22 protein-coding genes, 4 tRNA genes and 1 riboswitch are annotated in these 24,066 nt (G+C 37.0%); of the genes, 9 read left to right on the plus strand and 17 right to left on the minus strand.

Going from position 1 to position 24,066, the window contains the following annotated elements:
- Positions 1–23 precede the first annotated feature (23 nt).
- The 9 genes from ACM6F9_RS12120 (at position 24) to ACM6F9_RS12160 (ending at position 4,973) form a co-directional block, all read left to right on the plus strand.
- Positions 24–1,310 carry an N-acetylmuramoyl-L-alanine amidase family protein gene (locus ACM6F9_RS12120; protein WP_414845951.1) on the plus strand — a complete coding sequence of 429 codons (1,287 nt, stop codon included), beginning with the start codon at positions 24–26 and terminating at the stop codon, positions 1,308–1,310.
- Positions 1,311–1,369: 59 nt separating this feature from the next.
- Positions 1,370–1,444, plus strand: a tRNA-Glu gene (locus ACM6F9_RS12125).
- Between the two features lie 347 nt (positions 1,445–1,791).
- A complete protein-coding gene (locus ACM6F9_RS12130; protein ID WP_414845952.1) occupies positions 1,792–2,112 on the plus strand; it encodes a hypothetical protein in 321 nt (106 codons plus the stop codon).
- A gap of 66 nt (positions 2,113–2,178) precedes the next feature.
- Positions 2,179–2,433: a 30S ribosomal protein S20 gene (gene rpsT, locus ACM6F9_RS12135; protein ID WP_002983073.1), complete on the plus strand. Its 255-nt coding sequence runs from the start codon at positions 2,179–2,181 to the stop codon at positions 2,431–2,433.
- Positions 2,434–2,443: 10 nt separating this feature from the next.
- Positions 2,444–2,515: transfer RNA gene (locus ACM6F9_RS12140), tRNA-Glu, on the plus strand.
- Positions 2,516–2,598: 83 nt separating this feature from the next.
- Positions 2,599–2,670: transfer RNA gene (locus tag ACM6F9_RS12145), tRNA-Glu, on the plus strand.
- A 63-nt stretch (positions 2,671–2,733) separates the two neighbouring features.
- Positions 2,734–2,805 (plus strand) — tRNA-Glu (locus ACM6F9_RS12150).
- A 381-nt stretch (positions 2,806–3,186) separates the two neighbouring features.
- Positions 3,187–3,960 carry a T9SS type A sorting domain-containing protein gene (locus tag ACM6F9_RS12155; protein WP_414845953.1) on the plus strand — a complete coding sequence of 258 codons (774 nt, stop codon included), beginning with the start codon at positions 3,187–3,189 and terminating at the stop codon, positions 3,958–3,960.
- A 224-nt stretch (positions 3,961–4,184) separates the two neighbouring features.
- Positions 4,185–4,973: a T9SS type A sorting domain-containing protein gene (locus ACM6F9_RS12160; RefSeq protein ID WP_414845954.1), complete on the plus strand. Its 789-nt coding sequence runs from the start codon at positions 4,185–4,187 to the stop codon at positions 4,971–4,973.
- A 167-nt stretch (positions 4,974–5,140) separates the two neighbouring features.
- Here the strand turns inward: ACM6F9_RS12160 and ACM6F9_RS12165 are convergent, their stop codons facing one another.
- The 17 genes from ACM6F9_RS12165 to ACM6F9_RS12245 form a co-directional block, all read right to left on the minus strand.
- A complete protein-coding gene (locus tag ACM6F9_RS12165) occupies positions 5,141–7,399 on the minus strand; it encodes a DUF5074 domain-containing protein (protein WP_414845955.1) in 2,259 nt (752 codons plus the stop codon).
- Positions 7,400–7,427: 28 nt separating this feature from the next.
- The gene (locus tag ACM6F9_RS12170; RefSeq protein ID WP_414845956.1) at positions 7,428–8,621 is read right to left on the minus strand and encodes a cell surface protein; all 1,194 of its coding nucleotides are present in this window, start codon (positions 8,619–8,621) and stop codon (positions 7,428–7,430) included.
- A gap of 14 nt (positions 8,622–8,635) precedes the next feature.
- The gene (locus ACM6F9_RS12175) at positions 8,636–9,769 is read right to left on the minus strand and encodes a YncE family protein (RefSeq protein ID WP_414845958.1); all 1,134 of its coding nucleotides are present in this window, start codon (positions 9,767–9,769) and stop codon (positions 8,636–8,638) included.
- Complete coding sequence (locus ACM6F9_RS12180; protein ID WP_414845959.1) at positions 9,766–11,799, minus strand: TonB-dependent receptor plug domain-containing protein; 2,034 nt, start codon at positions 11,797–11,799, stop codon at positions 9,766–9,768. Before ACM6F9_RS12180 ends, ACM6F9_RS12175 begins: the two co-directional genes overlap by 4 nt.
- Before the next feature lie 108 nt (positions 11,800–11,907).
- A riboswitch (cobalamin riboswitch) is annotated at positions 11,908–12,092 on the minus strand.
- Positions 12,093–12,184: 92 nt separating this feature from the next.
- Positions 12,185–13,132, minus strand: coding sequence for a transporter (locus ACM6F9_RS12185; RefSeq protein ID WP_414845960.1), 948 nt, complete (start codon positions 13,130–13,132; stop codon positions 12,185–12,187).
- 12 nt (positions 13,133–13,144) lie between these two features.
- On the minus strand, positions 13,145–14,194 hold the full coding sequence (locus ACM6F9_RS12190; protein WP_414845961.1) for a cytochrome-c peroxidase: 1,050 nt from the start codon (positions 14,192–14,194) through the stop codon (positions 13,145–13,147).
- Entirely contained in the window at positions 14,187–15,017 is an 831-nt protein-coding gene (locus ACM6F9_RS12195) for an MbnP family protein (RefSeq protein WP_414845963.1), read from the minus strand. Before ACM6F9_RS12195 ends, ACM6F9_RS12190 begins: the two co-directional genes overlap by 8 nt.
- Positions 15,018–15,198: 181 nt before the next feature.
- Positions 15,199–15,567, minus strand: coding sequence for a hypothetical protein (locus ACM6F9_RS12200; protein WP_414845964.1), 369 nt, complete (start codon positions 15,565–15,567; stop codon positions 15,199–15,201).
- A 4-nt stretch (positions 15,568–15,571) separates the two neighbouring features.
- Entirely contained in the window at positions 15,572–16,246 is a 675-nt protein-coding gene (locus ACM6F9_RS12205) for a superoxide dismutase (RefSeq protein WP_414845965.1), read from the minus strand.
- Between the two features lie 168 nt (positions 16,247–16,414).
- On the minus strand, positions 16,415–17,092 hold the full coding sequence (locus ACM6F9_RS12210) for an SCO family protein (RefSeq protein WP_414845966.1): 678 nt from the start codon (positions 17,090–17,092) through the stop codon (positions 16,415–16,417).
- A complete protein-coding gene (locus ACM6F9_RS12215; RefSeq protein ID WP_414845967.1) occupies positions 17,079–17,354 on the minus strand; it encodes a YHS domain-containing protein in 276 nt (91 codons plus the stop codon). The genes ACM6F9_RS12210 and ACM6F9_RS12215 overlap by 14 nt, the downstream gene beginning before the upstream one ends.
- Before the next feature lie 153 nt (positions 17,355–17,507).
- A complete protein-coding gene (locus ACM6F9_RS12220; RefSeq protein WP_414845968.1) occupies positions 17,508–17,795 on the minus strand; it encodes a hypothetical protein in 288 nt (95 codons plus the stop codon).
- 579 nt (positions 17,796–18,374) lie between these two features.
- Entirely contained in the window at positions 18,375–20,357 is a 1,983-nt protein-coding gene (locus ACM6F9_RS12225) for a heavy metal translocating P-type ATPase (protein ID WP_414845969.1), read from the minus strand.
- Between the two features lie 45 nt (positions 20,358–20,402).
- Positions 20,403–20,822, minus strand: coding sequence for a Fur family transcriptional regulator (locus ACM6F9_RS12230; protein ID WP_002983024.1), 420 nt, complete (start codon positions 20,820–20,822; stop codon positions 20,403–20,405).
- 17 nt (positions 20,823–20,839) lie between these two features.
- The gene (locus ACM6F9_RS12235; protein WP_414845970.1) at positions 20,840–21,736 is read right to left on the minus strand and encodes a cation diffusion facilitator family transporter; all 897 of its coding nucleotides are present in this window, start codon (positions 21,734–21,736) and stop codon (positions 20,840–20,842) included.
- A gap of 16 nt (positions 21,737–21,752) precedes the next feature.
- Positions 21,753–22,634 carry a bestrophin family protein gene (locus ACM6F9_RS12240; protein WP_414845971.1) on the minus strand — a complete coding sequence of 294 codons (882 nt, stop codon included), beginning with the start codon at positions 22,632–22,634 and terminating at the stop codon, positions 21,753–21,755.
- 133 nt (positions 22,635–22,767) lie between these two features.
- The gene (locus ACM6F9_RS12245) at positions 22,768–23,997 is read right to left on the minus strand and encodes an efflux RND transporter periplasmic adaptor subunit (RefSeq protein WP_414846430.1); all 1,230 of its coding nucleotides are present in this window, start codon (positions 23,995–23,997) and stop codon (positions 22,768–22,770) included.
- Between the last annotated feature and the right edge of the window lie 69 nt (positions 23,998–24,066).

Below are 24,066 nucleotides of genomic sequence, written 5' to 3' on the forward strand. Positions count from 1 at the left end.
AATATAATTTTTATAACTGTAAGATGTACAAACAAAATTTTAAAATAATTTTATCATTTCTCCTTCTCCTTACCAGTAACTTTATTTTCTCTCAAAAGAAGTTTACTATCGTTCTGGATGCGGGACACGGAGGAAGTGATCATGGAGCAAACAGGACTTATTCTGATATTGGAAGGATTGCAGAAAAAGATATTACACTTGCCATTACGTTAAAAGTAGGGGCAATGTTAGAGAAAAACAGAGATTTCAAAGTAATCTATACCCGAAAAATCGACGAGTATCCTTCTCTATCCGATAGAACCAATCTGGCCAACAGGAGTAAAGCAGACCTTTTTGTATCTATTCACTGTAATTCTTCCCAAAGACCTACGGCTTATGGTACTGAAACTTATGTACAGGGACCTAACCAGAACAATGAGAACCTTGAGGTTGCCAAAAGAGAGAATGATGTTATCTTCCTCGATGAAAAAGATAAGCAGACTTTCGGATCTTATAATCCTGATTCTCCGGAATCCTTAATTGCGTTAAAACTTCAGCAAAGCAAATATCTGGAATCGAGTCTTCTTTTGGGTGGATTAGTAGAAGATAACTTTGTCAATAAAGATAAAAGATCTTCTAGAGGTGTTTTTCAGAAAAACCTTCACGTTCTCCGTATGAATGCCATGCCATCTGTACTGATAGAAACTGGATTCATCAACCATCCGGAAGAAAGCCACTATATTGCTTCAGATAAAGGACAGAGTGAGATTGCAGAGAGTATCTATAATGCAATCATAGATTATAAAAAAGCTGTTGACAGAAAATCCGGAGGTTCTTTTGCTGTAAAAAAACCTGAACCGGAAAAACCGGCAGAAGTTCCTCTGAAAAATGATTTCAGAATTCTATTAATGAGTTCGCCAGCAAAATATAATGAAAATGATCCTGCCCTGAAAGGCCTGAATTATATTCTTACCCTTAAAGAAAACGGACAATATAAGTATTACTACGCTGTAACAAATATGGCTTCTGTGAAAGACATCAATCTTAAAACTGCTAAAGATGCAGGATTTAGAAATGCTTTTGCTGTAGGTTTCATGCCTAACCAAAGGATTAATATGGGGTATTACACCATAGAAGTGTACTCTGGTGACAAGCTGAATGGTAATTCTTACATCCTTCAGAACCTGAAAGATGTTGAAAGAGAGAAAGACAGTGGAGTGTTCTATTATACTTATGGAAAAGTATACACGCTAGAAGATGCCGTAAAACTTCAAAAAGATCTTGAAGCTAAAGGGATCAAAAACACAGTGATACAGAAAGTCTACAAATAATTTAAAAGAATAATTTTGAGGTTAAAGAGTTAATTATTACCTTTGCAACCTCAAAATTTGGCCTATTCGTCTAGTGGTCAGGACTCAAGATTTTCATTCTTGCAACAGGGGTTCGATTCCCCTATAGGCTACCATTTTCAAACCTTTAACTGATCAGTTAAAGGTTTTTTTATTTCTTATTTCCTACCCTATTTCTCAAATTTATTCTATTTTTCAGAAGGCAGGCAACTCTAAATATTGGTATAATTCTAAAAAAACAGATACAATCAGAAAACCTACTTCCCTCATGGTCTTGATGTTACAGTTCATAATATTAAATGAGCTGTTTTAAAAAGCAGTTCCATTTCATTATATATTACAAAAGCATTATATTTGCAAAAATTTTTAACCATAATTGGTCACACAAATATGGTCACACTGATGAAAAATATTATTTATAAATCATGTTTGTAGTTATCTACAGGCTACCAAATTTTATATCATGCCGGATTTAAAAATACAAGAAGCGAAATTGCTTTTTAAGAAAATCCACTCTAACCCAAAAAGTTATGATTTAAAAATCAATGAAGACGGGATTACAGGCAAGGATGATAAAATCAGTTTCAGACTTTACAGGACTGGAGAAAGGGTTGCTTTTGAAGTAACAATTGACGGACTTACTTTCACCAACACCACTGGGGAATGGAACAACGCACTGATCATGCTAGGAAATACGATCAAAAAAATAGATAAAGAACAAGAAAATTTAAAAATAGAACAAGCAATAGATAAGCTTAGAAAGTACCTTTCAGAAGAAAATTAAAATTTTCGAAAATAAATTTGGTAGTTTTAAAAAAAGTTTATAGTTTTGCACTCACATTTAAACGATATGGCAAATCATAAATCAGCACTAAAGAGAATCAGACAAAACGAAACTAGAAGACTTCGTAACAGATATTACCACAAGACTGCTAGAACAGCTTTAAAAGCTTTAAGAAATGAAGAGAACAAAGCTGCTGCTACAGAACAACTGCCAAAAGTTATCGCTTTATTGGATAAATTAGCTAAGAAAAATATTATCCACAAGAACAAAGCTGCTAACTTGAAAAGCAAATTGACAAAGCACGTTAATAAATTAGCGTAATAATATAGCTGGCCCGTTCGTCTATCGGTTAGGACCTCAGATTTTCATTCTGGTAAGAGGGGTTCGATTCCCCTACGGGCTACTTACATCTTATAAGACCACTGTAACAACGGTGGTTTTATAAAGATCATAGTAGAAAAAAGCTATATTCAAATAAATCTAACCGGCCCGTTCGTCTATCGGTTAGGACCTCAGATTTTCATTCTGGTAAGAGGGGTTCGATTCCCCTACGGGCTACAATAAGAGTTGATACTTATAAAAACAAAAACTAACACATTACTTCGGTGATGGAAGATAGAGGGCCCGTTCGTCTATCGGTTAGGACCTCAGATTTTCATTCTGGTAAGAGGGGTTCGATTCCCCTACGGGCTACAAAAGGACTTTTTCAAAAGTCCTTTTTTCGTTTTTATACCTTCAATTTGGGAAATCTTTACCCAACAATTCTGACATTTTTTACCATTCATATATCTGAATCGAATGGTCACAGCCATCTTTTAAGATCTTCAGGTTCAATTATACCTTACCACTACAATAAAGGATTTTCTCATATCTCCTACTTTTACCTCTTTTGTTCCAGAGATTTTAATTTTCAATTAAAATAAATAATCAATATAAGTGATAGTATTTGGGCAACCGAATACAAAGTCATATTAAATTTTATTAAAAATATCACTAATAATGGAAATATTATTTTTTACTTCTCCTATTAATCATTAAATTTGACTAAAACTATTCATTCAAAAAATATATAACATGAAAACTAATTTACTTTTGGGAAAACGATTCTCCTTTAAAGCCGGATTAATGGCTTTATTTTTATTTTCAGCAAGCACTTTATCTTTTGCGCAGAACAGAATTTACGCACATGCTCAAAGCTCGGGTGTATTTGGAGTAGCATGCCTGGGATGCCGTATAGACAACCCATTGAATGCCGTTGGATTTAACGAAGACGACTATTCTACAATGGTCTTGGGAACTGTTTTATTAGGAGGAATTCAACAAACCCTTATTTTCCCTGATCTGAGATCAGACACAAGACTTGTTGTAGGAATCGGAACAGATAACATTCCTTTATCCGTACAATTATTAAGCGGAGTAACTCTTGAGACAATGAATGGAGGAACTTCCAATGACGACCGCAGAACAATAGATGTAAGTCTTCTTAAACTAGGTGCTACACCAAACAGAGGAACCGTAGAATTCAAACCGGCAAAACCTTATGACGGAATAAGAATTGGCCTAACCGGAGGCGTATTAAGTCTTGGTGGCGGATTCAGAATTTATTATGCTTACCAGGATCCATTGGTAAACATTATGGCCCACAGTCAGAATGGCCAGGTTACTCTTGGAGGAAATATTCCTGTAGAAGGTTCTGAGATCACCTTATATAATACTTCAGGAAAAGAAGTGTTCCGTTCTGTAGTAAAATCCAATACATTTGAATCTAAACAGCCGGAAGGAGTTTATATTATGAACGTACAGACTAAAGAAGGAAAAACTTATTCTAAAAAGATTATCATAAAATAATTAAATAATAGATCAATTAATACGGTAGACTTATTCAGGTCTGCCGTATTTTTTTGTGTTCGTTTTCAGAGAAGTACAAATATTTTTTTATTAAATAAAAATAAATTCATAATCACAAATATCAATTAATTATTAACAAATCACATAAAAATGAAATAAAATAAGTAACATAATTAATTTATTTATAAATTTACACAAAGCTAAAACCCAAAATTTTTCTACATATGAAAACTAATTTATTACTTAGCCAAAGCACTATGAAAACTGCTATTTTGGCATCATTCCTATTTTTAACAAGTACAATGTCTTTTGCACAGATTGTAAAGACGTATGCAAGCAGCCAAACCAACCAGGTATTGGGATTATGCATAGGTTGTGGAGTATTGAATCCTCAAAATGCAGTAGGAAGTAACGAAAATGATTACTCTACTCTACAGGTATCAGTAGGATTGCTGGCGAGAACAGAACAGACATTGATTTTCCCTACTACCAACATTGCTAACAACACGAATAAGCTTGTTCTTGCCATTGGATCAAACGGAACTCCTCTATCTGCTCAGGTATTGGGAGGTGCCTCTATTGAGACCTTTAATGGTGATGTTTCCAATAACGATTACACAAGTCTTGCCACAAAACTTCTTACTCTTGGAGGAACAGATCCAAGCAAAGGGGAAATTGAAATGACCATGAACATTCCTTTTGACCGTATCAAAATCAATGTGAATTCCGGATTATTGAACATTGGCGGTGAACTTAGAGTATACTATGCTTATCAGTACAAAGATCCATTCATCAATTTTATGGCACACAGCCAGGATGGACTGTTTACTCTTGACAAAAATGTTACTGCAGAAGGTTCGGAAGTTACTTTAACCAATACTTCCGGAAAAGAGGTATTCCGTTCTAAGCTGACATCAAATACTTTTGATACAAAACAACCACAAGGGGTATATATTATGAAGCTTCAAACTAAAGAAGGAAAAACATACTCTAAAAAAGTGATCATCAAATAAAAAAAAGACATAACAAATCGAACCCGGCAAGCTTTTCAAGCTTGCCGGGTTTTTTATGAAATTAATTCAGAGTTATTCATGGTTCAAAAATTTCTCTTTCAAGTAATAAAAAATCCTGCCCAAAGCTGGCCAGGATTAGATTAACAAGATTACGATCTAAACTCGTATTAGTTTTTAATTACTTTTTGCTGATATACTGCTTTATCTGTAACAGCTTTCAAAATATAAATACCTTTTGGAAGGGCACTTACATTGATCTGTCCGTTGCTCAGTTGTACATTAATTATTTTACCTGAAGCATCATACATAGAAACAGTCTGGATTTTCTCCTGTGTTTTAATAGTAAGGATGTCAACAACCGGGTTTGGATAAATACCGAATTCCAGTTTTTTCACCTCAGCAGTCGCTAAAGTAGAAGCTGTACTGTTTACCGTAATTGTCTTTTCTGCCAATTTACCATTGGAGTTAAAGCTGATTACAATATCAGATGTTCCTGAAGTAAGCGGTGTCAAGACAAGCTCGTCATTATTATTGATAGTAACAGAAACGGCTGTAGGGTTACTGTTTGACTTTACAGATTTCACTACAGAAACAGCCATATTATCGGCATCAGAAACTATTGATTTCAAATCAATCGCTGTAGTATTTCCTGCTGTAACCTGTGATGGTAAAACATTACTCACAACAGGAACTGAATTATTGGTGAATACCGTCAATGAAGGAAACCAATAATAATCATTAAGAGTTTTCGTATTGATAAGCGCTCCGGTCATATCATAAGTATGAATCCAGTTTTTTTGATAGTGTGCTCCATATCCACTTTCCGTTGTATTCAGAACCAATTCTCCGGTAATAGGGTTTACACGAAGTGCAGCACCGTAAGGAATTTGCTTAAACTGTCCTGTTTGCCCAGGAATGGCAGCAAAGTTTTCGTTAAATGTTTTTGTTGTTACATCAAATCTCACAATCTGTGTTCCTGAACTCCAGCTACTAATTGAGTTGATCCAGTATAAAGCATTTTCTTTGTTACTTGCTGAGAATTTACCTGCGTTCCATGCTCCCCAATCTCCGATATACTTCGTTGTTGGAATATTGTAAACCTGGGTAGCAAAAGTAGTAGGATTAATATTGATCAACTTCTGATCCTGAATTCCCCATACACTTCCGTCTTTAGCCTGAGCCACAGAATAGAAACCTCCGGCAATAGTACTTACAACTGTATCTGTATTAGGGTCAATCACTAAAATTCCTGCTCCCTGCTTCACAGCAAATACATATTGTGAAGTACGGATCATATTCCCGATCTGTCCGTTTCCACCTGTTCCGGCAATCAGAGTTCCTACCTGTAAATTGTCAATATTGAAAAGAACAATTCCTGTAGAAGTTCCAATATATCCTTTATGTTCGTTCACTCCTACAAAAGATCTTCCGTCTCCTCCTCCGATATTGTTGAATCCGGCAATTTTCTGCATCGTCTGCGCATTGGCTACCACAAGTCTTCCTCCAGGAGTATATTGAGTATCTCCTCCATCAGCAGCCTGCTTCGATATGAAATAGAATTTATCTCCATAGATTGTTCCGTATTGCGTAGTGGCTCCGAAAGCTTGATTATTGTTAGCGTTACTGTACACACGATAATTGATCTGGCCGTTATTGTCAATGAAATTTACAGATCCATTAGTATGACCAAACCATTCTTCGTTTACCATGAAATATCCGTTGGTAAAGTTATTGGAAGCTATATATGGAGAAACCGGAGTGATGGTAGAAGAAATAGGAGTTTGACTAAATCCTACATTAAAGTTCCAAACATCCCATGAACCATTTTCCAACATACGTGAAGAAGCTCCAACACTAGAATATCCAAAATCAGCATCAGCAGGGTTTTTTACCCAATACGACCAATATCCATTTACAGTCCACCCAGACTGCCAGTGATCGTTGGCAGCATCTACAATGGTATAGCTGTCAAAATCATAAGCTGTTGTATTGACAAAGCCATTTACCGGATATAATGGATAAGTGGTGTTTCCACTTTTAATCAGGGCATTGGTATTCTGTCCGTTTAGGTCAAAACCAATTCCACCTACAGCTGATCCAAACTGAGTTCCCTGATACAGCAATGCGTATAATCTGTGATCTGCTTTAGCAATAGCTTTCAGCATATCTTCTCCAGTGGCATTTCCGTCCCATTTGAAGCCCCAAACCATGGCATCAGGATTTTTGCTGTCATTCCATTGTACTACAAAAGCAGCCTGATTGGCTCCTGATCCTACCCAATACTGAATATCAGAAAAACTGATGGTAGTGGTATTAAGCTGGCTGATCCCTGAAATATCATTTCTGGGTACACCTTGAACTTTTATCTGTGCATTTGATAAACCTGCAAACAGAAAAAGCATGATAAAAAGATAAAACTTTTTCATTTTTTATTAATTTAAATAGATTGTATTATTATTTGAAATGTAAATCGTAAGCTCCTGCCACTTCAGTAGAAACTTCACCCAGCCAGCCAGCTTCCTGATTGACTCCTGTATATATTTTCATAAAATCGACTCCGGGAAGTTTCACATATTTTCCGCTTCTGTCTACCGCCCATGAAATATCAATGTTGGAGGCTGCATCCGTATTCGGAGCATTATCTGCATATCCAAACTCGTAGGATTTTCCTACCCAATAGGATCCGTCTCCGCTCTGATCGAAGAAATTATTAGCCAGTCTGGTTCCTGAAAAGCTGTATGATGGATCTGTAAACCATAAAGGATAATAGCTTTGTACATGGAAAGTATTTTTTGTTTTAAATCCCTGATTTCCCAGATTATCGTTCCATTTGATATATTCTACATCGGTCTGCCAGAATTCAGTTCCGGCTACTGGTGTTTTATTTTCGTTTGGTTTATAATAAGTAATGCTGTAATCTTTTACAGTGGTATTTTTGAAATATTCACTGCCTGCAATTTCGTACCATTCATCATTATCGGGTTTTCCGTTTTTGTTTCGGTCGTAGGCCACCATAATAATTCCCGGCTCACAAGATCCAGAGCGCTGATCAGCAGCATCATTTCCAAAGAATGCATTTCCCAGTACTTTAAAATCACGCCCATTCAGATTGGGAATAGTATGATCAAAACCGAAAACGACGTATCCGCCATATCCTCCAAGACTGATCATGGTAGAATTACCTCCTACTAATGATTCGTTGGCTTTCTGAAGCATGTTTGCAGCTGTATTTCCTGGTAAATATTCCGGGATTTCGTTCATGAACTGCCCTACAGCAGGACGAAACTCCAGTACTTTGGAAATATATTTACTGTAAGGCGTTTTTTCTTTGGTAACGATTATTTTGGAATGAAAAACCTGTTCGTTTCCTTTATTATTAATCTTTAAAGTCAAAGGATAAGCATCTGCTTTTGGGCTGATAAATTCAAGTTCTGAATTTTGAGAAATGATGGAATCATTAATACTCCATACCACCGATCCTGATGCATGGGTAGGAATACTCAACACTTTGAAACGCTCAATGGAATAGGAATCATCCAGACCGTTGAATGTAAATTCATCTTCATCATCATGTTTACAGGCTATCACTCCAACGAGGAAGCATGATAAAAATCCGATTTTTAAATAAGTAAAGGTATTTCTGTTCATTTCTTAAATTTTGGTTATTTGTATAAAAAAGCAAAGTGGGCAGGGATATTTCCGCCTTCCGTTTTCCATTTAAAGTGTCCGTTTTTATCAAAGCAATACACAAATCCCATGGATACGTAATTCCTGGCATCTGTCATATAGATATCTTCTGTGATGGGGTTTACTGTTATACCGTAAGGGGTTTTAATGGCATCCTCATATTCTTTATCAAAAATTCTGTTGGCAATGATCTGTTCTGTTTTCACATCAATGATTCCAAAACTTTTTTTATAGCTATGGGTGTTGTAATTGAATTCATTTCCATAGAAATAGAGTTTATCGTTCACGATAGTCATTTCGCTCACAGCGAGATGGAAATCTTTCTTGACGATCCCTGTTGCTGCATCTATCAAATACAAACTGGAAGGAACGTTATAATAATCTCCTCTTGAGGTTACATAAAGGTCTCCGTAATTGTCTTTTTTAAGGTGATGAAGATTAATGGCAACATTTAATTTCTGGATTTCAGTAAAGGTGCTCAGGTCAATTACGGAAACCGTATTGTCATAATCAGGGGCTTTATATCCTCCGGAATTGGCAACAAATAATTTATTTCCTACAATTTCAATTTCTTCAGGTTGATATCCTACTGTTACTTCACGCTGGATGGAAAGAGAAGTGGTATCAATTTCCACTACTTTTCCCTTGGGTGCTTTTGGATTAATATCTACCGGTCCGGCATAGCTGCTGGCATACGCTTTCCCGTCTTTGAAGGCAAGATATCTGCAGTTTTGCAACGGAATAGAAGTAATACGTTTAGCTGTTTTGGCATCCAGCACTTCAATTTTATTGGAAACATTGACAACAATGTAAAGTTTGCTGCCATAGACTTTAATATCATTTCCTACATCTCCCAGTTCTTTTACCACATTCGGGTTAATTTCTGCGTAGATATTCCGGTAATAGGTTCCTTTGGTATAATCAAAAAAATCCAGTGTACATTTATTGCTTCCCATATTTCCTTCATTCAGCATATAAAAACCTTTTATGGCTGTATTTTCTGAAGGAAATCCTTCTACCACTTCCTGACGAACGATAATATCATCTGTACGGCATGAAGTAAGAAAAGCTAATACAATAAATAAAAAATAAAAGTTTAGTTTTCTCATAGGGTGAAGTTTAGAATAAGTTTAAAGTTTCTTCCGGGCATCGGATAATTGATGACCACATCATAGTATTGGTTGAAAATATTATTCATCTCAAGGCTTACTTTAAATTGATGATTCGCCCAGTTGAATTTTTTCTGAACAGACAGATCATGTGTATACCAGGGCTGTACATAATTGTATTGAATATTATCCTGATTCACGTCATATCTTTCTCCCACATACATAGCACTGTAATTGAAACTCCAGTCTTTATAATCTGCCATCAGGCTGAATGAGCCGCTATGCCATGGTGTATAAGGAATCTGATTGCGGTAGAAAGTATCTTCCGGGTCACTCATATCTCTTGCACTTTGGTACGTATAAGAAAGTAATGGTCTTAGCTTTACTTGCCCAAGCTGCATTTCAGTCTGAAGATTTACATCAGCTCCGATGATTTCAACCATCCCAAGGTTCATCATCAACCAGCGGAACATACTTCCGTTAGGTGCAGCTACAATTTTATCCTGAACTTTGTTGTAGTAGCCGTCTACTTTAGCATAAAAGGATTTAAAGAAGTGGTTGTTGTAATTCTTCTGATAGGTAAATCCTAAGTCGTATTGATTGGTGAATTCCGGTTTCAGGTAGGTATTTCCAATATTAGTATAATACAAATCATTAAAGGTTGGAAGTCGGAAAATTCTTTTATAAAAAGCCCTTAGAGTAAGCTCTGGGATTATCTCCGGCTGATAGCTCATAAATACAGCAGGAGTCCACTCTCTGGCATCTCCCGGTCTTTTGTTTTTTCTTACTTCTTCAAATGTAAAAGTTCCTAAAAGGCTTCCCAGAATTTTGAACCTGTTCCATTGATAGGTTGTTGCCAATGCTACCAATGTTGTGTAACGGGTAGGATAAGAAAAATTATCGAGATTGGCGTCCAGATTATTATACTGAAAATCCCCACTCAGACTGACATCCCAATTGGGCGTAATAGAATAGATATTGGACGAGGAAAGATAAAGCTCTCTTTGAATATAGGTATTATCGGTGCGAATAATAGACTGCGAGCGAACCGTATCCATGAAATGGGTATAATCGTAAGCGAATTTTGCTTTCAGTTGTGTTTCAAATTTCGGGAACAGTTTCTTTCTCAGATTGGCCTGTACAAAATAATTCTCATCGGAAAGTCTCGCTCCTCTTCCTCCAAAACGCCCGTTGACAATTGGCGCCGGCATTCCGCGGTCTGAAATATATCCGTATCCTCTGATATTCCAGCTTCCGTTATTTAAAGTTCCATTTAAAGAAGTTTCAAAACGCTTTGCTTTGATGTCTGAATCCTGTCTCTTCGCAATGGTATCATAAGCCTGCTGCCCGTCTGGGTATTTCTTTGCATATCGAAATCTGTAAATTCCGTCACTCTGCATAAATTCTCCACTGAAGCTGGCAGAAATCCTGTCTGAAATCTTCTGTTCTAATCGGAATGACGGATTGAAAAGATCAATAGAAGCACTTTTTGCTCTTATTACAAGATTCGTTTTTCTATTTCCTTTAAATACCGGAGTTTTAGGCTGTAAATAAATAGATCCCGAAGACCCGAAGTCTTTCGCCGGCTGGAAGATTTCACTTTTCTGACCGTTATATAATGATATTTCTTCCAGATCATCCAAAGAATATCTCCCTAAATCTACCAATCCGTTTTGAGCATTCCCCAATTGAATTCCATCATAGAAAACACCTACATGCTGGCTTCCCATACTTCGGATATTAATGGTTTTCAAGCCACCCAATCCTCCATAGTCTTTGATCTGGACTCCTGAAAAATATCGTAAAGCATCTGCAACAGATTGACTGTTCAGTCTTTCCAGCTGCTCGCCCTGTAAGGTTTGTGCAGGAAGGATTTCTTTAAAATTCTTTTTATAAAGATTGATTCCTTTAATGGTCTCTTCCTGTAAACTGTCTTTTTTCTTAGTTTGAGAAGACAAAAGTTGGGATGTGATCACCAGTATGATGAAAACAGCTTTTTGAATTGCCGAAGTAGTTAGTTTTGCCGCCATTAGCTCATTTAGTATCATGAAGACGCTAATGGATGTAAGAATACAACGACAAAGCACAGCTGTCACTGCACAGAATCATTGATGTCCTAAGCTTTATTCCACGAAAGCGTCAAACGATTATTTTCTGGCAGGTCTTCTGACTTACTCCATTTTTGAAATCCTTCCCATTAAAAACAGTGGATATATTCTTCAAAAACTTTGGTGCGGAGCTTACAGCAGCGGGTCTGTTCCGGATTTTCACCGGATTCCCTTTTAAGAGCTTTTTAGGGCTCACCAAATTTCGGCAAAGATAAATAATTATTCCTAATCCCCAATTAAAATCATGATTCATAAACAATTAAAGCTCCCGAAGGAGCTTTAACCTAATTTTATAAGGGGTTTGCCTTTAAATTCCAATATTCAGAAAAATACTGAATCTCGATTTGGCTTCAATATCTCCTCCCGCCAGATGCGTGTACATAGGAAGCATGATCTCACTTCCCAAACTGAGCTTTTTATAAGAAGCTTCAAATCCCAATTTCCCGTACAAAGCACTTCCAGCTGTATTGGGAAGGGCTTCATCAAACTGTTTGTTCTGAGCATAAACTTCTCCCTGAACTCCCGTTTTTACAGAAAAAATGGATTTTTCATTTCCTGCAACCTGATAAAATCCTGTTGCAGCATAGTTCCACTGGTTTCCGAAACGATAGTTTTTCTTATTTTCAGTTTTGATCGTATAGTCTGTATTAACCAATATGGCCACTTTATTTTTCTGAAATTTATAATTCAAAGCAGCTTGGTAATCCCAGCTTCCGGTTCCCAGCTGAAAACTAGGATTAACACCCGATACTCCTTTTTCATCAAATTTCCCCAGCGGTATTTTCACTCCCAAACCTCCGCTCAAGTGGTGAAAATTATCTTTAGAACTCATCAGTTGGTAAATTCCCATCAGGTTCAAATCCCCTATTCCATTGATTTTGATATCTCCCTGCATAGTTTTCTTTTCATGGAAATGGAATGGTAAACTTGCGTAAACACTCAGTTTTTTGGTCAATGGAATCTTCCCCCAAAGCTGCAACGTATTAAAATACTGATCCTGTGTAAGGTCTTTTACAAATAAATTTTCTTTGGCTTTATAATGCTGGGCAAAGTATTTGATTCCTACAAACTGTGGATTCAGTAAAGATTCAAAGCCAGAAGATCCGTTTCCTGCCGCACAGCCACAGGCATCACAATCATCATCAAAATCGAATTTGCTAAAGCTGTTCTGAGCAATATACATGCTGTCTCTAACTACATTTGCCTGGTTCAGGCTAAATACCATCAAACTTAGTATCACTATAATCTTCTTCATGTTTTCTATAAATTATTCTGCAAATTTTGGATTGGATATAAAACTTTTATCAGACAGGGTTTTCAAGAATGCAATAATCGACTGTTTTTCCTGGCTGTTCATGGCAATTCCCGTATGGCCATTCTGCTTCAGCTGAGGATCAAGATTGGTATTATCTTCTACCTGATCCGAATAGAAATTGAGCACAGCGTCTAATGTGTAAAACCTTCCGTCATGCATATAAGGTGCTGTATATTCTATGTTTCGCAAACTTGGAACACGGAATTTCATCCAATCAACCTGATTAAGGGAAACCCTGTAACGTCCGGCATCTTTGAATTCCGTATTGTAATACATTCCCGTATTTCTGAAGCTCTCATCCGTAAACAATTCTCCGCTATGACAGGAGGCACATTTCTGTCCAAACAAAGTCATTCCCTGAGATTCTGTTGAAGTCAATTGTTCTTTTCCCTGTTTGAATCGGTCATATTTTGAATCTGCAGAAATTAAAGAAGCCATAAACTGAGACAATGCTTTCAGAATTCTTTCCCCGGTAATGGTTTCATCACCATAAGCATCTCTGAATAGTTTTTTATACTTCTGGTCATCTTTTATTTTCGAAATAGCTTCCGGTATGGAGCTGTCCATTTCATTCACGTCTGTAATCGGGCTGATGGGCTGTTCATTCAGATTATGGATCACTCCGTCCCACATGTATCTTTTCAAAAAAGCCATATTCTGGATAGGAGGCGCATTTCTGATTCCTATTCTATCATCAACTCCATGGCTTACTGTGTGACCATGATGGGTGAATGCATTTTCCTGAATATGACAGAAACCACATGAGATGGTATTATTTCGGGAAAGTCGGCCTTCATAGAATAATTTTCTCCCAAGTTCTACTCCATTTTTAGTTACCGGATTGATCGATTTATCAAAAGTCATCTCCGGAAAATAAGCAGGGAACTGCAGATTGTAGGCTTCGTCTTTTTCCAACGGCTGGATTACCTCATCGGAACAGGAGACAAAGCTCAGAACCAATACAAGCATAATCAGTATCGTTTTAACAAAAAAATTAATCATTGTGAACGTGGTCTACTTTAAACATTTTTGTAAGATTATTCGTAACATCTGTCAGATGCTGGTTTGAACCCATCAGCATATCATTACCAGTGGCAAGGGTAAGCGCCTTATCTCCGCTCAAAAACTGGTTCAGGTCTGCCAGAATATGAACAGAAGGGCGAATCTGACTTGTCACTCTTGCTGTTGTCGGAAGATTCAATGTTATTTCGCGGTATAAATCAGCCTGTTGATTAGCTGTCACATTTCCCATGTTTCCGGTATGGTTCATAAATTCTTTTGCAGGAGTATCATTTCCATATTTTCCTTCCAGTTTTACAAAAATATAACCGGCGGCCCATGACCATGTCAGTCCTTTCTGTTTGGCTTTTGTCCAGAATTCAGCCTGTCCATCCTGTCCAAGCAAATACGCTTTCTGGCTGATTCCTAATCCAAATTTTATTTTCTTGTAATTGTTTTTCGGAACACCATCCAGGTTAAGGTATATAATTCCTGCCACCGCATCTGCCTGATCTACAATAAAAGCCCCTTTATCTGGGTTATTCTCATTGTACTTAAATTCATTTCCGTTCTCGTCTATCAGTGAAATGTTGCTGATGACATATTTCAAAGCAGAAAAATTATGTTTCTGCCCGTTAGAAGAAGTTTGAACCGTCTGATTCAAAACGATATCGCCTACGTTATTAAATCCGTTTTCAAATTTGATCTGAAGTTTTCCGGGTGTAGTATCCTGTGGATTTTCGTCATCTCGGCTGCTTTCGCAGGCTACAAAAGAGAATAAAGTAAAGGCAATAAAGAATAGTGATAAAAATTTATAAATTTTCATTGTTGATTTTTTAAGTTGAATTAATTTGAATTGCTGTAACAGCTTTTTTACCACAAAAGGCACAAAAGTTCTTACACTTAATTTATTTTAAGTGATAGGTTTTACGCATAATTAAGAACACTTAAGCTTTTAATTTATCTAAGCTTTTGTGACTTTTATGGCTGAATAGTGATCGTTTAACTTAAAAAACCGGTGGTTTGAAAATGTGGGTAAGAAACAGAAAAGAATAAGCTGTTTCATAAGTAAAATTGAAATTGAAAAACGTTCGTTTTTCAGTAGTGCTAATCTCTGTAGTCTCCGGCAGGATATAGGTATCAAGGACTTTCTGTCCTGAGTTTTTTATTTTCTGAAAGGGAGAAGATTCCGAATCATTGGTTTTGGCCAACTCTTTACTCAGATAACATTTTCCGTTACAGTGAACCTCCGGCCTGCTTTTATTAATACAGAGAACTTTTACAATATAATCATAATTTACAGCATACTCTACCACAGGCACTAAAGGTCTTAGCACCATATAAAAGGTAAAAAGTATGCTGTAAAATAATTTCATTTGATTATTTCTTGCTTATCGCTTCGTCATATCTTCTGCTGATCTCTTTCCAGTTGGTAACGTTCCAGATAGCGGTCAAATAATCTGCTCTTTTATTCTGATATTTTAAATAATAAGCATGTTCCCATACATCAATTCCGAAGATAGGAGTTCCCTTTTCTTCCACTACATCCATCAAAGGATTGTCCTGGTTAGGAGTAGAAGAAACGAATAGTTTTCCGTTTTTATCCACAGAAAGCCATGCCCATCCAGATCCGAAACGGTCTGCTCCGGCTTTAGCCATTTTTTCTTTAAAAGCATCTATACTTCCGAAAGTTTCAGTGATGGCTTTTGCTAATTTTGCTGAAGGCTGTGTATTTTTCTGAGGCGTAAGAACAGTCCAGAACAATTCGTGGTTGTAATGTCCTCCTGCATTATTTCTTACTGCAGCGGGCAGTTTTGAAACATTGGAAAGAATCTGAAACAAAGTTTCTTTTTCCTGTGGAGTTCCTGTAATGGCTTTATTCAGGTTAGCTACATAGGCTGCCGCATGTTTTGAATAATGAATTTCCATCGTTTGGGCATCAATATTTCCTTCCAAAGCATTATAAGCATATGGCAGAGGCGTCTGCTTAAACTGAGCCAGTGCAAACTGGGCCGCGAAAACTGCACTTAGAGCAGCTATTTTCAAAATCTTCATAACGTTTTTGTTTATGGTTTAACAATGTTTTTTTATTAGGATGGAAAATGGGAGATGGAAGTAATCTACTTCAATGTATAATTGTTTCAACTTCTATTTTGCTTTTACAGTTATCTCAAAAATCGCCAGATCTTTATCGTCTGGAATAATTTCCAGCTTCCCTCTTCTCTATTTCAATAATTTTTTAATATCCTCAATCAGAATTTCTCTGTCCGGATGATATTTCCCGTTTAGTCTTGGATTTTTTCCTTCCGGATCATCGTAATTTAATCCTGAATAATACAGAATGGGCATATTTTCTTTATTGTATCTGCAACGGATATTTCCGTCCTGATCTACCAGAGCAATCATTCCGCTATGGTTAAGGCTTTCTCCTTCATCTTCTTTGTCACCAACATAGATATTAAATTTATCTGCAAGATCGCCAATATAGGTTCGATCTCCGGTCAGGAAATGCCAGTTCGGAGATGTTGCGCCTATTCTTTGAGCATGTTCTTTCAATGCCGCAGGAGTATCATTTTCCGGATCAATACTGATGGAGATGATACCTAAGTTCGGATCATTAATCTGATTCTGAATAGCCTTCATATTGGTATTCATCACAGGGCATATTGTAGGACATTTGCTGAAGAAAAATTCTACGAGATATACCTTTCCCAGCATATCCTTATTGGTGATCTTTTTACCATTCTGATCGGTAAGTTCAAAATCAGGAACTTTCATCACGGTATAAAGGTTCTTTTTAAAATACCCCATTCCTACCCCTATTCCAAGAAAAAGCAACGCAAATAAAGCGATAGGTATGATCACTTTACTTTTATTATTGGGCTTTTTATTTTTTGGCATATTTCTCAGGGCTTTTTTTGAATTCACGTTTGCAGGATACACTGCAAAAACCATACGTTTTATTTTTATATACAGCGGTATCTTTAATAGATCCTGCAGTTTTCATGTGACAAACCGGATCTTCTTCATTCACCACCTGTACATTTTCTACATTCTTTCCTGAAGAGTCCATATGGCTTGCATGCTTTACTTTAGGCGCTTCCTTAGCACACGACAGTAATGATATTGACAGCAGGGCGGTCAAAATAATAGGAGGTTTCATTTTAATGTTAAATTGAAATTAATAATGTTAAATAAAGTTATGATACAATGCACAAGTCTGAGAAAACACGGAATTTCTCAATGTACTTTAATTGCATAGTGTATCTTTAATGACTTTTATCTCATAAACTAAAAATATAGTTTACAATAAAAATTAAATCAATGGAGGATGGAATATCCTTGAAAAGTATTCTGAAGAGTGAGAATTAAAATAACTGGAATCTGGAATTTCAGAAAGTGATTCCGGGCTCACATGAGATGAGAAAGAAAGGATATCATGAGAAATAAAAACATCTAAGCCTGCAATCTTTATGGTTTGAGAGCTATTGGACTGCTTTTCTGTTTTTGCCAGTTCTTTTTCCACATAGCATTTCCCTTTACAGGTTGATTGTGGTACGTTTCTGTTTTCACAAAGGTTTTTCACAATATAATCATAGTTCACTGCATAATTTATCAATGGCAAAACGGGGCGGATTGCAACAGTAAAAATGATGAATATGGAAATGAATAACCTCAACGATTTTGTTCTCTGTTACAAATATACTACTTCAAAACTGTTTTCTGCATGATTTATGATGAATGTCATTGTGATTGTATACTGTTACCCACAAAAATTACAAAACTGTGCCTATCAACGGAATTATTTTATCCCGAACTTTGATTCAAACTTGAGACCTAATCAAAACTTAGTTCTTTATATAAAAGTTTAATCTTGTTAATAAAAGCTTTGCTGATGTCTTTGGCGGAGCTTTTTTGTTTTTTTTTAATGCCTTGTTTTGTTGGAAATCGCAAAGACGCAAGTTATTTTTTAGAATGCCTACTGTTTTAAGGCGCGAAGATTTTGTCTGTGATAAAATTTAAATATCTGATACGGAAAGTAAAGGCAGTCTCTTTGTCACTCCGCAGGAGTCTCTAGTGCTTAATATGGATTTCCATGGAATAGTGCATAAAAAACAAAAGCCCTGCTGAAATTCAGCAGAGCTTTTATTGAATATAATTTAGTGTGTTTATTATTTGCTTTTTAAAATTTCATTCTCTGAATTCTTACGGCATTTAAAATAGCCAATAATGCTACTCCTACATCTGCAAACACTGCTTCCCACATGGTTGCCAGCCCTCCGGCTCCCAAGACCAGAACAACGGCTTTTACCGCAAAAGCAAGAATAATATTCTGCCAAACGATCTTTTTCGTTTGCTTTCCGATATTGATGGCCATTGGAATCTTACTCGGTTTGTCATCCTGAATCACAACATCTGCTGTTTCAATGGTTGCGTCACTTCCTAAGCCTCCCATCGCAATTCCTACATCACTTAAAGCCACTACAGGAGCATCATTCACTCCATCTCCTACGAAAGCTACAGTTTGATTTCTAGCTTTAATTTCTTTAACTTTATTTACTTTATCTTCAGGCAGCAAATCTCCAAATGCATTGTCAATACCCAGCTGATCTGCTACATATTTCACAACGGTACTTTTATCACCGCTCAGCATGGTAGCCTTTACATTCATTTTATGAAGGTTGTCTACGGTTTGTTTTGCATCTTCTTTTATGCTGTCTGCAATGGTGATATAGCCTGCAAACTTTTTATCATACGCTACTGCAATCACTGTATACACTATATTGGCATGGTTGAGATCATAACTGATGCTGAACTTATCCATCAGTTTAAAGTTCCCTACCAGAAGTTCTTTTCCGTTAATAGTCGCTTTCAATCCGTGACCTGCTATCTCTTCTACATTTTCTAAAGGAATGTTGTGATTGATATCTCCTACATAATTGTGAATAGCCGTTGCCACCGGATGGGTACTTTTGCTTTCGAGAACATTGACCATCTGGAGGACTTCTTCTTTATTAAATTCAGCGCTCATGCTTACTTCCTGTACTTTGAATACTCCTTCTGTCATAGTTCCGGTTTTATCCATCACTACATTCTGAATCTCTGCAATGCTGTCCAGGAAATTACTTCCTTTGAATAATATTCCGTTTCGGCTTGCAGCTCCTATTCCTCCGAAATATCCCAGCGGAATTGAAATCACAAGGGCACAAGGGCAGGAAATCACAAGGAAAATCAATGCTCTGTACAGCCAGTCTCTAAACTGATAGTCGCTCACAAAGAAATAGGGCAGTAAACAGATTCCTATGGCAAGAAATACTACGATTGGAGTATATACTTTGGCAAATTTTCTAATGAACAGTTCTGTCGGAGCTTTTTGAGCTGTGGCATTCTGAACGAGTTCCAGAATTTTACTCAGCTTACTGTCTTCATAGGCTGTATTTACTTTTACCAAAGCAATACTGTTCATGTTGATCATCCCGGCCAGAACAACCTTACCTTTATTTTTCGTATCGGGTTTACTTTCTCCCGTTAAAGCTGCCGTGTTGAATGATGCTGAATCTGAAAGCAACTCGCCATCCAGCGCCAATTTTTCACCGGGCTTTAATTGGATAATATCTCCAATTTTAGCTTCTTTGGCTTTCATTGTCTTTGGCTGATTATTTTCCATAACCGTTACCTCATCAGGACGCTGATCCAATAATGCTTTTATGTTTCCTTTAGCTCGGGTAACTGCCATAGACTGAAATACTTCTCCTACGGCATAAAACAACATTACTGCTACTCCCTCAGGATATTCTCCGATGGCGAAAGCTCCAATGGTTGCGATACTCATCAGAAAGAATTCTGAGAATACATCTCCTTTGATAATACTTTTGTAGGCATCTTTCAATACAGGGAATCCTACAGGAATATAAGCTGCCAGGAACCATACTAAACGTACCCAGCCTGTAAACCATGCGGGTTTTATATAGTTATCAAAAGCAATTCCTAATAATAAGATGATAAAGGATATAATAGCGGGAAGAAACATCTGGAAGACCGTCTGATCTCCGGAGTCGTGAGAGTGATCATGCCCGTCATGGTCATGTCCGTCTCCTTCTGCATGATTATGTTTGTGTCCTTTTGTATAAGGTTTTTCCGGGGTTGTACTACAGCATTTTTCCATAACTGAATATTTTTATACAAATGTAAAGATGAGACTGATGCAATGCTATTGCAAACTTTCAAGACAGTTTTCACAGATTCCTTTGGCAAACAATCGTATTTCGTCTATTCTGAAATTGGTCTGGATGTTTTCCGGGAAGGAAATATCTTCTTTGCAGGTTGTTTGTTTGCATATTTTACAGTAGAAATGCAGGTGCCAGTCTTTATGTGTTTTTTCATCACAATCGTCTTCGCATAGTTTGTATTTCGTGGTTGTATTTTCCTGAATACTGTGAACAATTCCTTTTTCTTCAAAGGTTTTCAATGTTCTGTAAATGGTGATTCTGTCAGCATTGTCAAAATGATTTTCTATTTCAGAAAGAGATAAAGCTGCTTCCTGAGAGCTTAGGAAATCATATACCAAAATCCTCATACTGGTAGGTTTGGTATTTTTATCAATGAGTTTGTGTTCTATATCTTTTTTCATTATACGCTTTTAAAATTTTACAGATGGGCTTCATTTTCCTCATAACCCTCCTCTTCTATCTGAAAAGTGGTATGACTGATTTTAAAATTAGTAATCGTAGCATTTGTCAATGTAGTTAATAATTGATTCTGAGAATATTCCGCTTCCTTTACAACGTGAGCGCTCATTGCATTGACACTGGATGTCAGTGACCACACATGCAGATCATGAACATCTTTTACTCCGGGAGTTTTCTCCAATGATTGACGAAGCGTATGAATATCCACATCTTTAGGTGTTCCTTCCAACAAAACATTAATGGCTTCTTTCAACAGTTTCCATGTTCTTGGAAAGATTAATAATCCGATGGCAGCTGAAATCAACGGATCAGCATAATACCAGCCTGTCGTCAGCATAATCACTCCGGCTATCATGACACCTACAGAAGTAAGCATATCTGAAAGAACTTCAAAATAGGCTCCTTTCATATTGAGGCTCCCTTCTGAATCTTTTCTCAGAATCATCATTCCGACAATATTGACGATCAATCCGATACCAGCTACAATCAGCATTGATTTACTTTGTACTTCGGGTGGATTTTGAAAACGCTGGTAGGCTTCAAACAAAACATAGATCGAAATAGCCAGTAAAACTACCGCATTGATTACGGCTGCTAATATTTCTGTTCGATAATAACCATATGTTCTGGAAGGATCTGCTTTTCTTTCTCCTATTTTGATAGCAATAAATGCCAATAACAATCCTACAACATCTGTCAGCATATGGGCTGCATCCGCTAATAATGCAAGACTATTTGTTATTATTCCTCCTATTACCTCAGCAATAAGATAGGTTCCGCTAAGGCAGAGTACGATCAGGAGATTCTTTTTATGTCTGCTTCCTGCAGAAACGGTTTGTGTTGGTGTGCTTTCCATATTGTGTATGGTTTAATTACATTTCATAATAGGATGTATTTTCTTTTTTAGGGGGAACATTCTGCTCACCGATCATCTGCCTGATATTGATCTCTATGGTCTGTGCCAGAGAAGTCATTGGAGTATCTACAGGACCATTTTCAAACGGATCCTGCATGATGATGGATGTTTTTTCAATGGCAATGAATGTCACCGGAACCAGGAAAGTAATGGCAATTTCTACCAACAGCTGTGAATCATCAAGCCCAAACGGAAGGATAGCTGCAAAAACATAGATCAAAATATGAACTAAAACGCTATACGAACGTGGGAAAACCGTATTCTTCAGTCTTTCACATTTTCCCATGCTGTCGCAGAGCCTTGTGATGATATCATTCAGCTGCATCTGCTGAAAATCGGTCAGTCCTTTGGAAACTGCAATTTCTTTCAACTGTCTGGAATGCTCGTCCAGAATTGCATTGGGGATATTGGCTCCTTTGATCTGATTTTGATCCAGATATTGCTGAACTTTTTCAGAAAACGGAAGTTTTCTCAATGATTCTCCAAGTGCATAGGTCCAAATGATCTGTCTTTCAGCAAAATCTTTTATTGTTTTATCATCTCCGGCAGGTATAAACTGAATGACCAACCTCACAAAAGTTCTGGAATCGTTTACTATGGCCCCCCAAACAGTTCTGGCTTCCCACCATCTTTCATAGGATTGGGAGGTACGGAATGCCAGCAACAATGATACCGCTGTTCCCAACAATGCAGGAATATTCAAAGGCAGCGAGATCTTGCGGAACCATGGTAATTCATCCAAAAGACCAATGGCTATCGCAAATATTCCGATGAACAGAATTTGGGTTTTTATTTCACGAATGAAATACCAAACTGATATTTTTTTGTTTAATAACATAATTGGACTATTTATTAAAATTCGGTGAGGTTATCTTTAGTTTCTTCCAACCGTTTTTATTCAATAAAAAATTACGTAAACAGCTCTAATTTAAGGATAAAAATCGACATTTCACGGGTTCCAGCGGCTTTCATTAATGTTCATGTTCCCCGGAATTCACCAGTTTCGCATTCACGAAAAATGCTCCTTTCACTACTATTTTTGCATTGTCAGGAATATTTCCAACCGGAGTTATCGCGGTATATCCCATATCTGATGTTCCTTTTACCACTTCTATTTTCTCAAAGTTTAAGGTTTTCGGATGTGGTTTTCCTTTTTCTTCATGTTCTTCTTCCGCTTTTTTATCGGTCTGAATAAATACAAAATATTTCCCGTCTGCTTCTACAATGGCCTCTGTAGGAACTGCCGGGGTTGTACTTTTATCAAGGCTTACAATTCCGGTGATATTCATTCCGTCAATCAGTCCGGATTTGTTTCCGATCACTTCACAGTGCATAGAAATGGTTTTGCTTTCATTTTCAAAAGAAGATCCTATGCTGTAAATTCTTGCATCATATTCGGTTTCCGGATTGTTGGTCAGTTTAAAATGAACAATCTGCCCCACTCTCATTTTAGGAAGATCTTTTTCAAATACCTGAAGATCGAGATGGATAGAACCGTTATCAATCACTGTGGCAACAGGAGAAGATATATCTACATAACTACCGATCTGCGCAGTAATACTACTGATCGTTCCACTGATGGGTGCTGTAATAACCAAACCGGATTTCATATTCCCATTACTTACTTTTCCAGGACTTATCCCCATCATCTGAAGCTGTTTCAGCAGGGAAGCTCTTTTTGTTCTTAATGTTTTAAGTTCAGCATCGGCACTCTGAAGATTTTTCTTTGCTCCTGCATCATTATCAAAAAGTTCTCTTTGTCTTCTGTATTCCTGTTCTGCATAAGTTATTCTACTGTTGGTCGTCAGGTAATCTTCCTGAAGTTGTATGTATTCCGGGTTGGCAATGGTGGCAATAACCTGTCCTTTCCTTACGATACTTCCTACCTGAATATTGATGGTTTTGATGATTCCACCATACAGAGACGTGATGGTTGCTTTGTTACTGTTCGGTACGCTCAGTAAACCGTTGGCTTTTATGGTAGAAGTCAGCTCTTTCATTTCTACGGTTCCTAAAGCCACTCCTACAGACTTCATCTGCTCTTCTGTGAGAGAAGCGATAGTTTGTGGAGCTTCTTCATGTGCCTGCTCTTTCTGTTCTGTTTTTTCAGGAGCTTTTTCTTCCGAAGCTTCTTTTTTTCCACAGCTTGTTAGTAAGATTAAAATCAGGATAAGAGGGATGATATTATATTTGAGTTTCATAAGTAAAAATGTATTTTGTCTGATGCTGTATGCCTTCGTTTTCATATGTCCGGCAGAAAGTTTTATGAA

It is taken from the genome of Chryseobacterium sp. IT-36CA2, from assembly GCF_949767875.1.
Taxonomy (GTDB): Bacteria; Bacteroidota; Bacteroidia; order Flavobacteriales; family Weeksellaceae; genus Chryseobacterium.

What these genes read in the sequence shown, in the direction of transcription:
- ACM6F9_RS12120 (WP_414845951.1), top strand. Translation starts at nt 24, where the DNA reads ATGTACAAACAAAATTTTAAAATAATTTTATCATTTCTCCTTCTCCTT.
- ACM6F9_RS12130 (WP_414845952.1), top strand. Translation starts at nt 1,792, where the DNA reads ATGCCGGATTTAAAAATACAAGAAGCGAAATTGCTTTTTAAGAAAATC.
- rpsT (WP_002983073.1), top strand. Translation starts at nt 2,179, where the DNA reads ATGGCAAATCATAAATCAGCACTAAAGAGAATCAGACAAAACGAAACT.
- ACM6F9_RS12155 (WP_414845953.1), top strand. Translation starts at nt 3,187, where the DNA reads ATGAAAACTAATTTACTTTTGGGAAAACGATTCTCCTTTAAAGCCGGA.
- ACM6F9_RS12160 (WP_414845954.1), top strand. Translation starts at nt 4,185, where the DNA reads ATGAAAACTAATTTATTACTTAGCCAAAGCACTATGAAAACTGCTATT.
- ACM6F9_RS12165 (WP_414845955.1), bottom strand. Translation starts at nt 7,399, where the DNA reads ATGAAAAAGTTTTATCTTTTTATCATGCTTTTTCTGTTTGCAGGTTTA.
- ACM6F9_RS12170 (WP_414845956.1), bottom strand. Translation starts at nt 8,621, where the DNA reads ATGAACAGAAATACCTTTACTTATTTAAAAATCGGATTTTTATCATGC.
- ACM6F9_RS12175 (WP_414845958.1), bottom strand. Translation starts at nt 9,769, where the DNA reads ATGAGAAAACTAAACTTTTATTTTTTATTTATTGTATTAGCTTTTCTT.
- ACM6F9_RS12180 (WP_414845959.1), bottom strand. Translation starts at nt 11,799, where the DNA reads ATGGCGGCAAAACTAACTACTTCGGCAATTCAAAAAGCTGTTTTCATC.
- ACM6F9_RS12185 (WP_414845960.1), bottom strand. Translation starts at nt 13,132, where the DNA reads ATGAAGAAGATTATAGTGATACTAAGTTTGATGGTATTTAGCCTGAAC.
- ACM6F9_RS12190 (WP_414845961.1), bottom strand. Translation starts at nt 14,194, where the DNA reads ATGATTAATTTTTTTGTTAAAACGATACTGATTATGCTTGTATTGGTT.
- ACM6F9_RS12195 (WP_414845963.1), bottom strand. Translation starts at nt 15,017, where the DNA reads ATGAAAATTTATAAATTTTTATCACTATTCTTTATTGCCTTTACTTTA.
- ACM6F9_RS12200 (WP_414845964.1), bottom strand. Translation starts at nt 15,567, where the DNA reads ATGAAATTATTTTACAGCATACTTTTTACCTTTTATATGGTGCTAAGA.
- ACM6F9_RS12205 (WP_414845965.1), bottom strand. Translation starts at nt 16,246, where the DNA reads ATGAAGATTTTGAAAATAGCTGCTCTAAGTGCAGTTTTCGCGGCCCAG.
- ACM6F9_RS12210 (WP_414845966.1), bottom strand. Translation starts at nt 17,092, where the DNA reads ATGCCAAAAAATAAAAAGCCCAATAATAAAAGTAAAGTGATCATACCT.
- ACM6F9_RS12215 (WP_414845967.1), bottom strand. Translation starts at nt 17,354, where the DNA reads ATGAAACCTCCTATTATTTTGACCGCCCTGCTGTCAATATCATTACTG.
- ACM6F9_RS12225 (WP_414845969.1), bottom strand. Translation starts at nt 20,357, where the DNA reads ATGGAAAAATGCTGTAGTACAACCCCGGAAAAACCTTATACAAAAGGA.
- ACM6F9_RS12230 (WP_002983024.1), bottom strand. Translation starts at nt 20,822, where the DNA reads ATGAAAAAAGATATAGAACACAAACTCATTGATAAAAATACCAAACCT.
- ACM6F9_RS12235 (WP_414845970.1), bottom strand. Translation starts at nt 21,736, where the DNA reads ATGGAAAGCACACCAACACAAACCGTTTCTGCAGGAAGCAGACATAAA.
- ACM6F9_RS12240 (WP_414845971.1), bottom strand. Translation starts at nt 22,634, where the DNA reads ATGTTATTAAACAAAAAAATATCAGTTTGGTATTTCATTCGTGAAATA.
- ACM6F9_RS12245 (WP_414846430.1), bottom strand. Translation starts at nt 23,997, where the DNA reads ATGAAACTCAAATATAATATCATCCCTCTTATCCTGATTTTAATCTTA.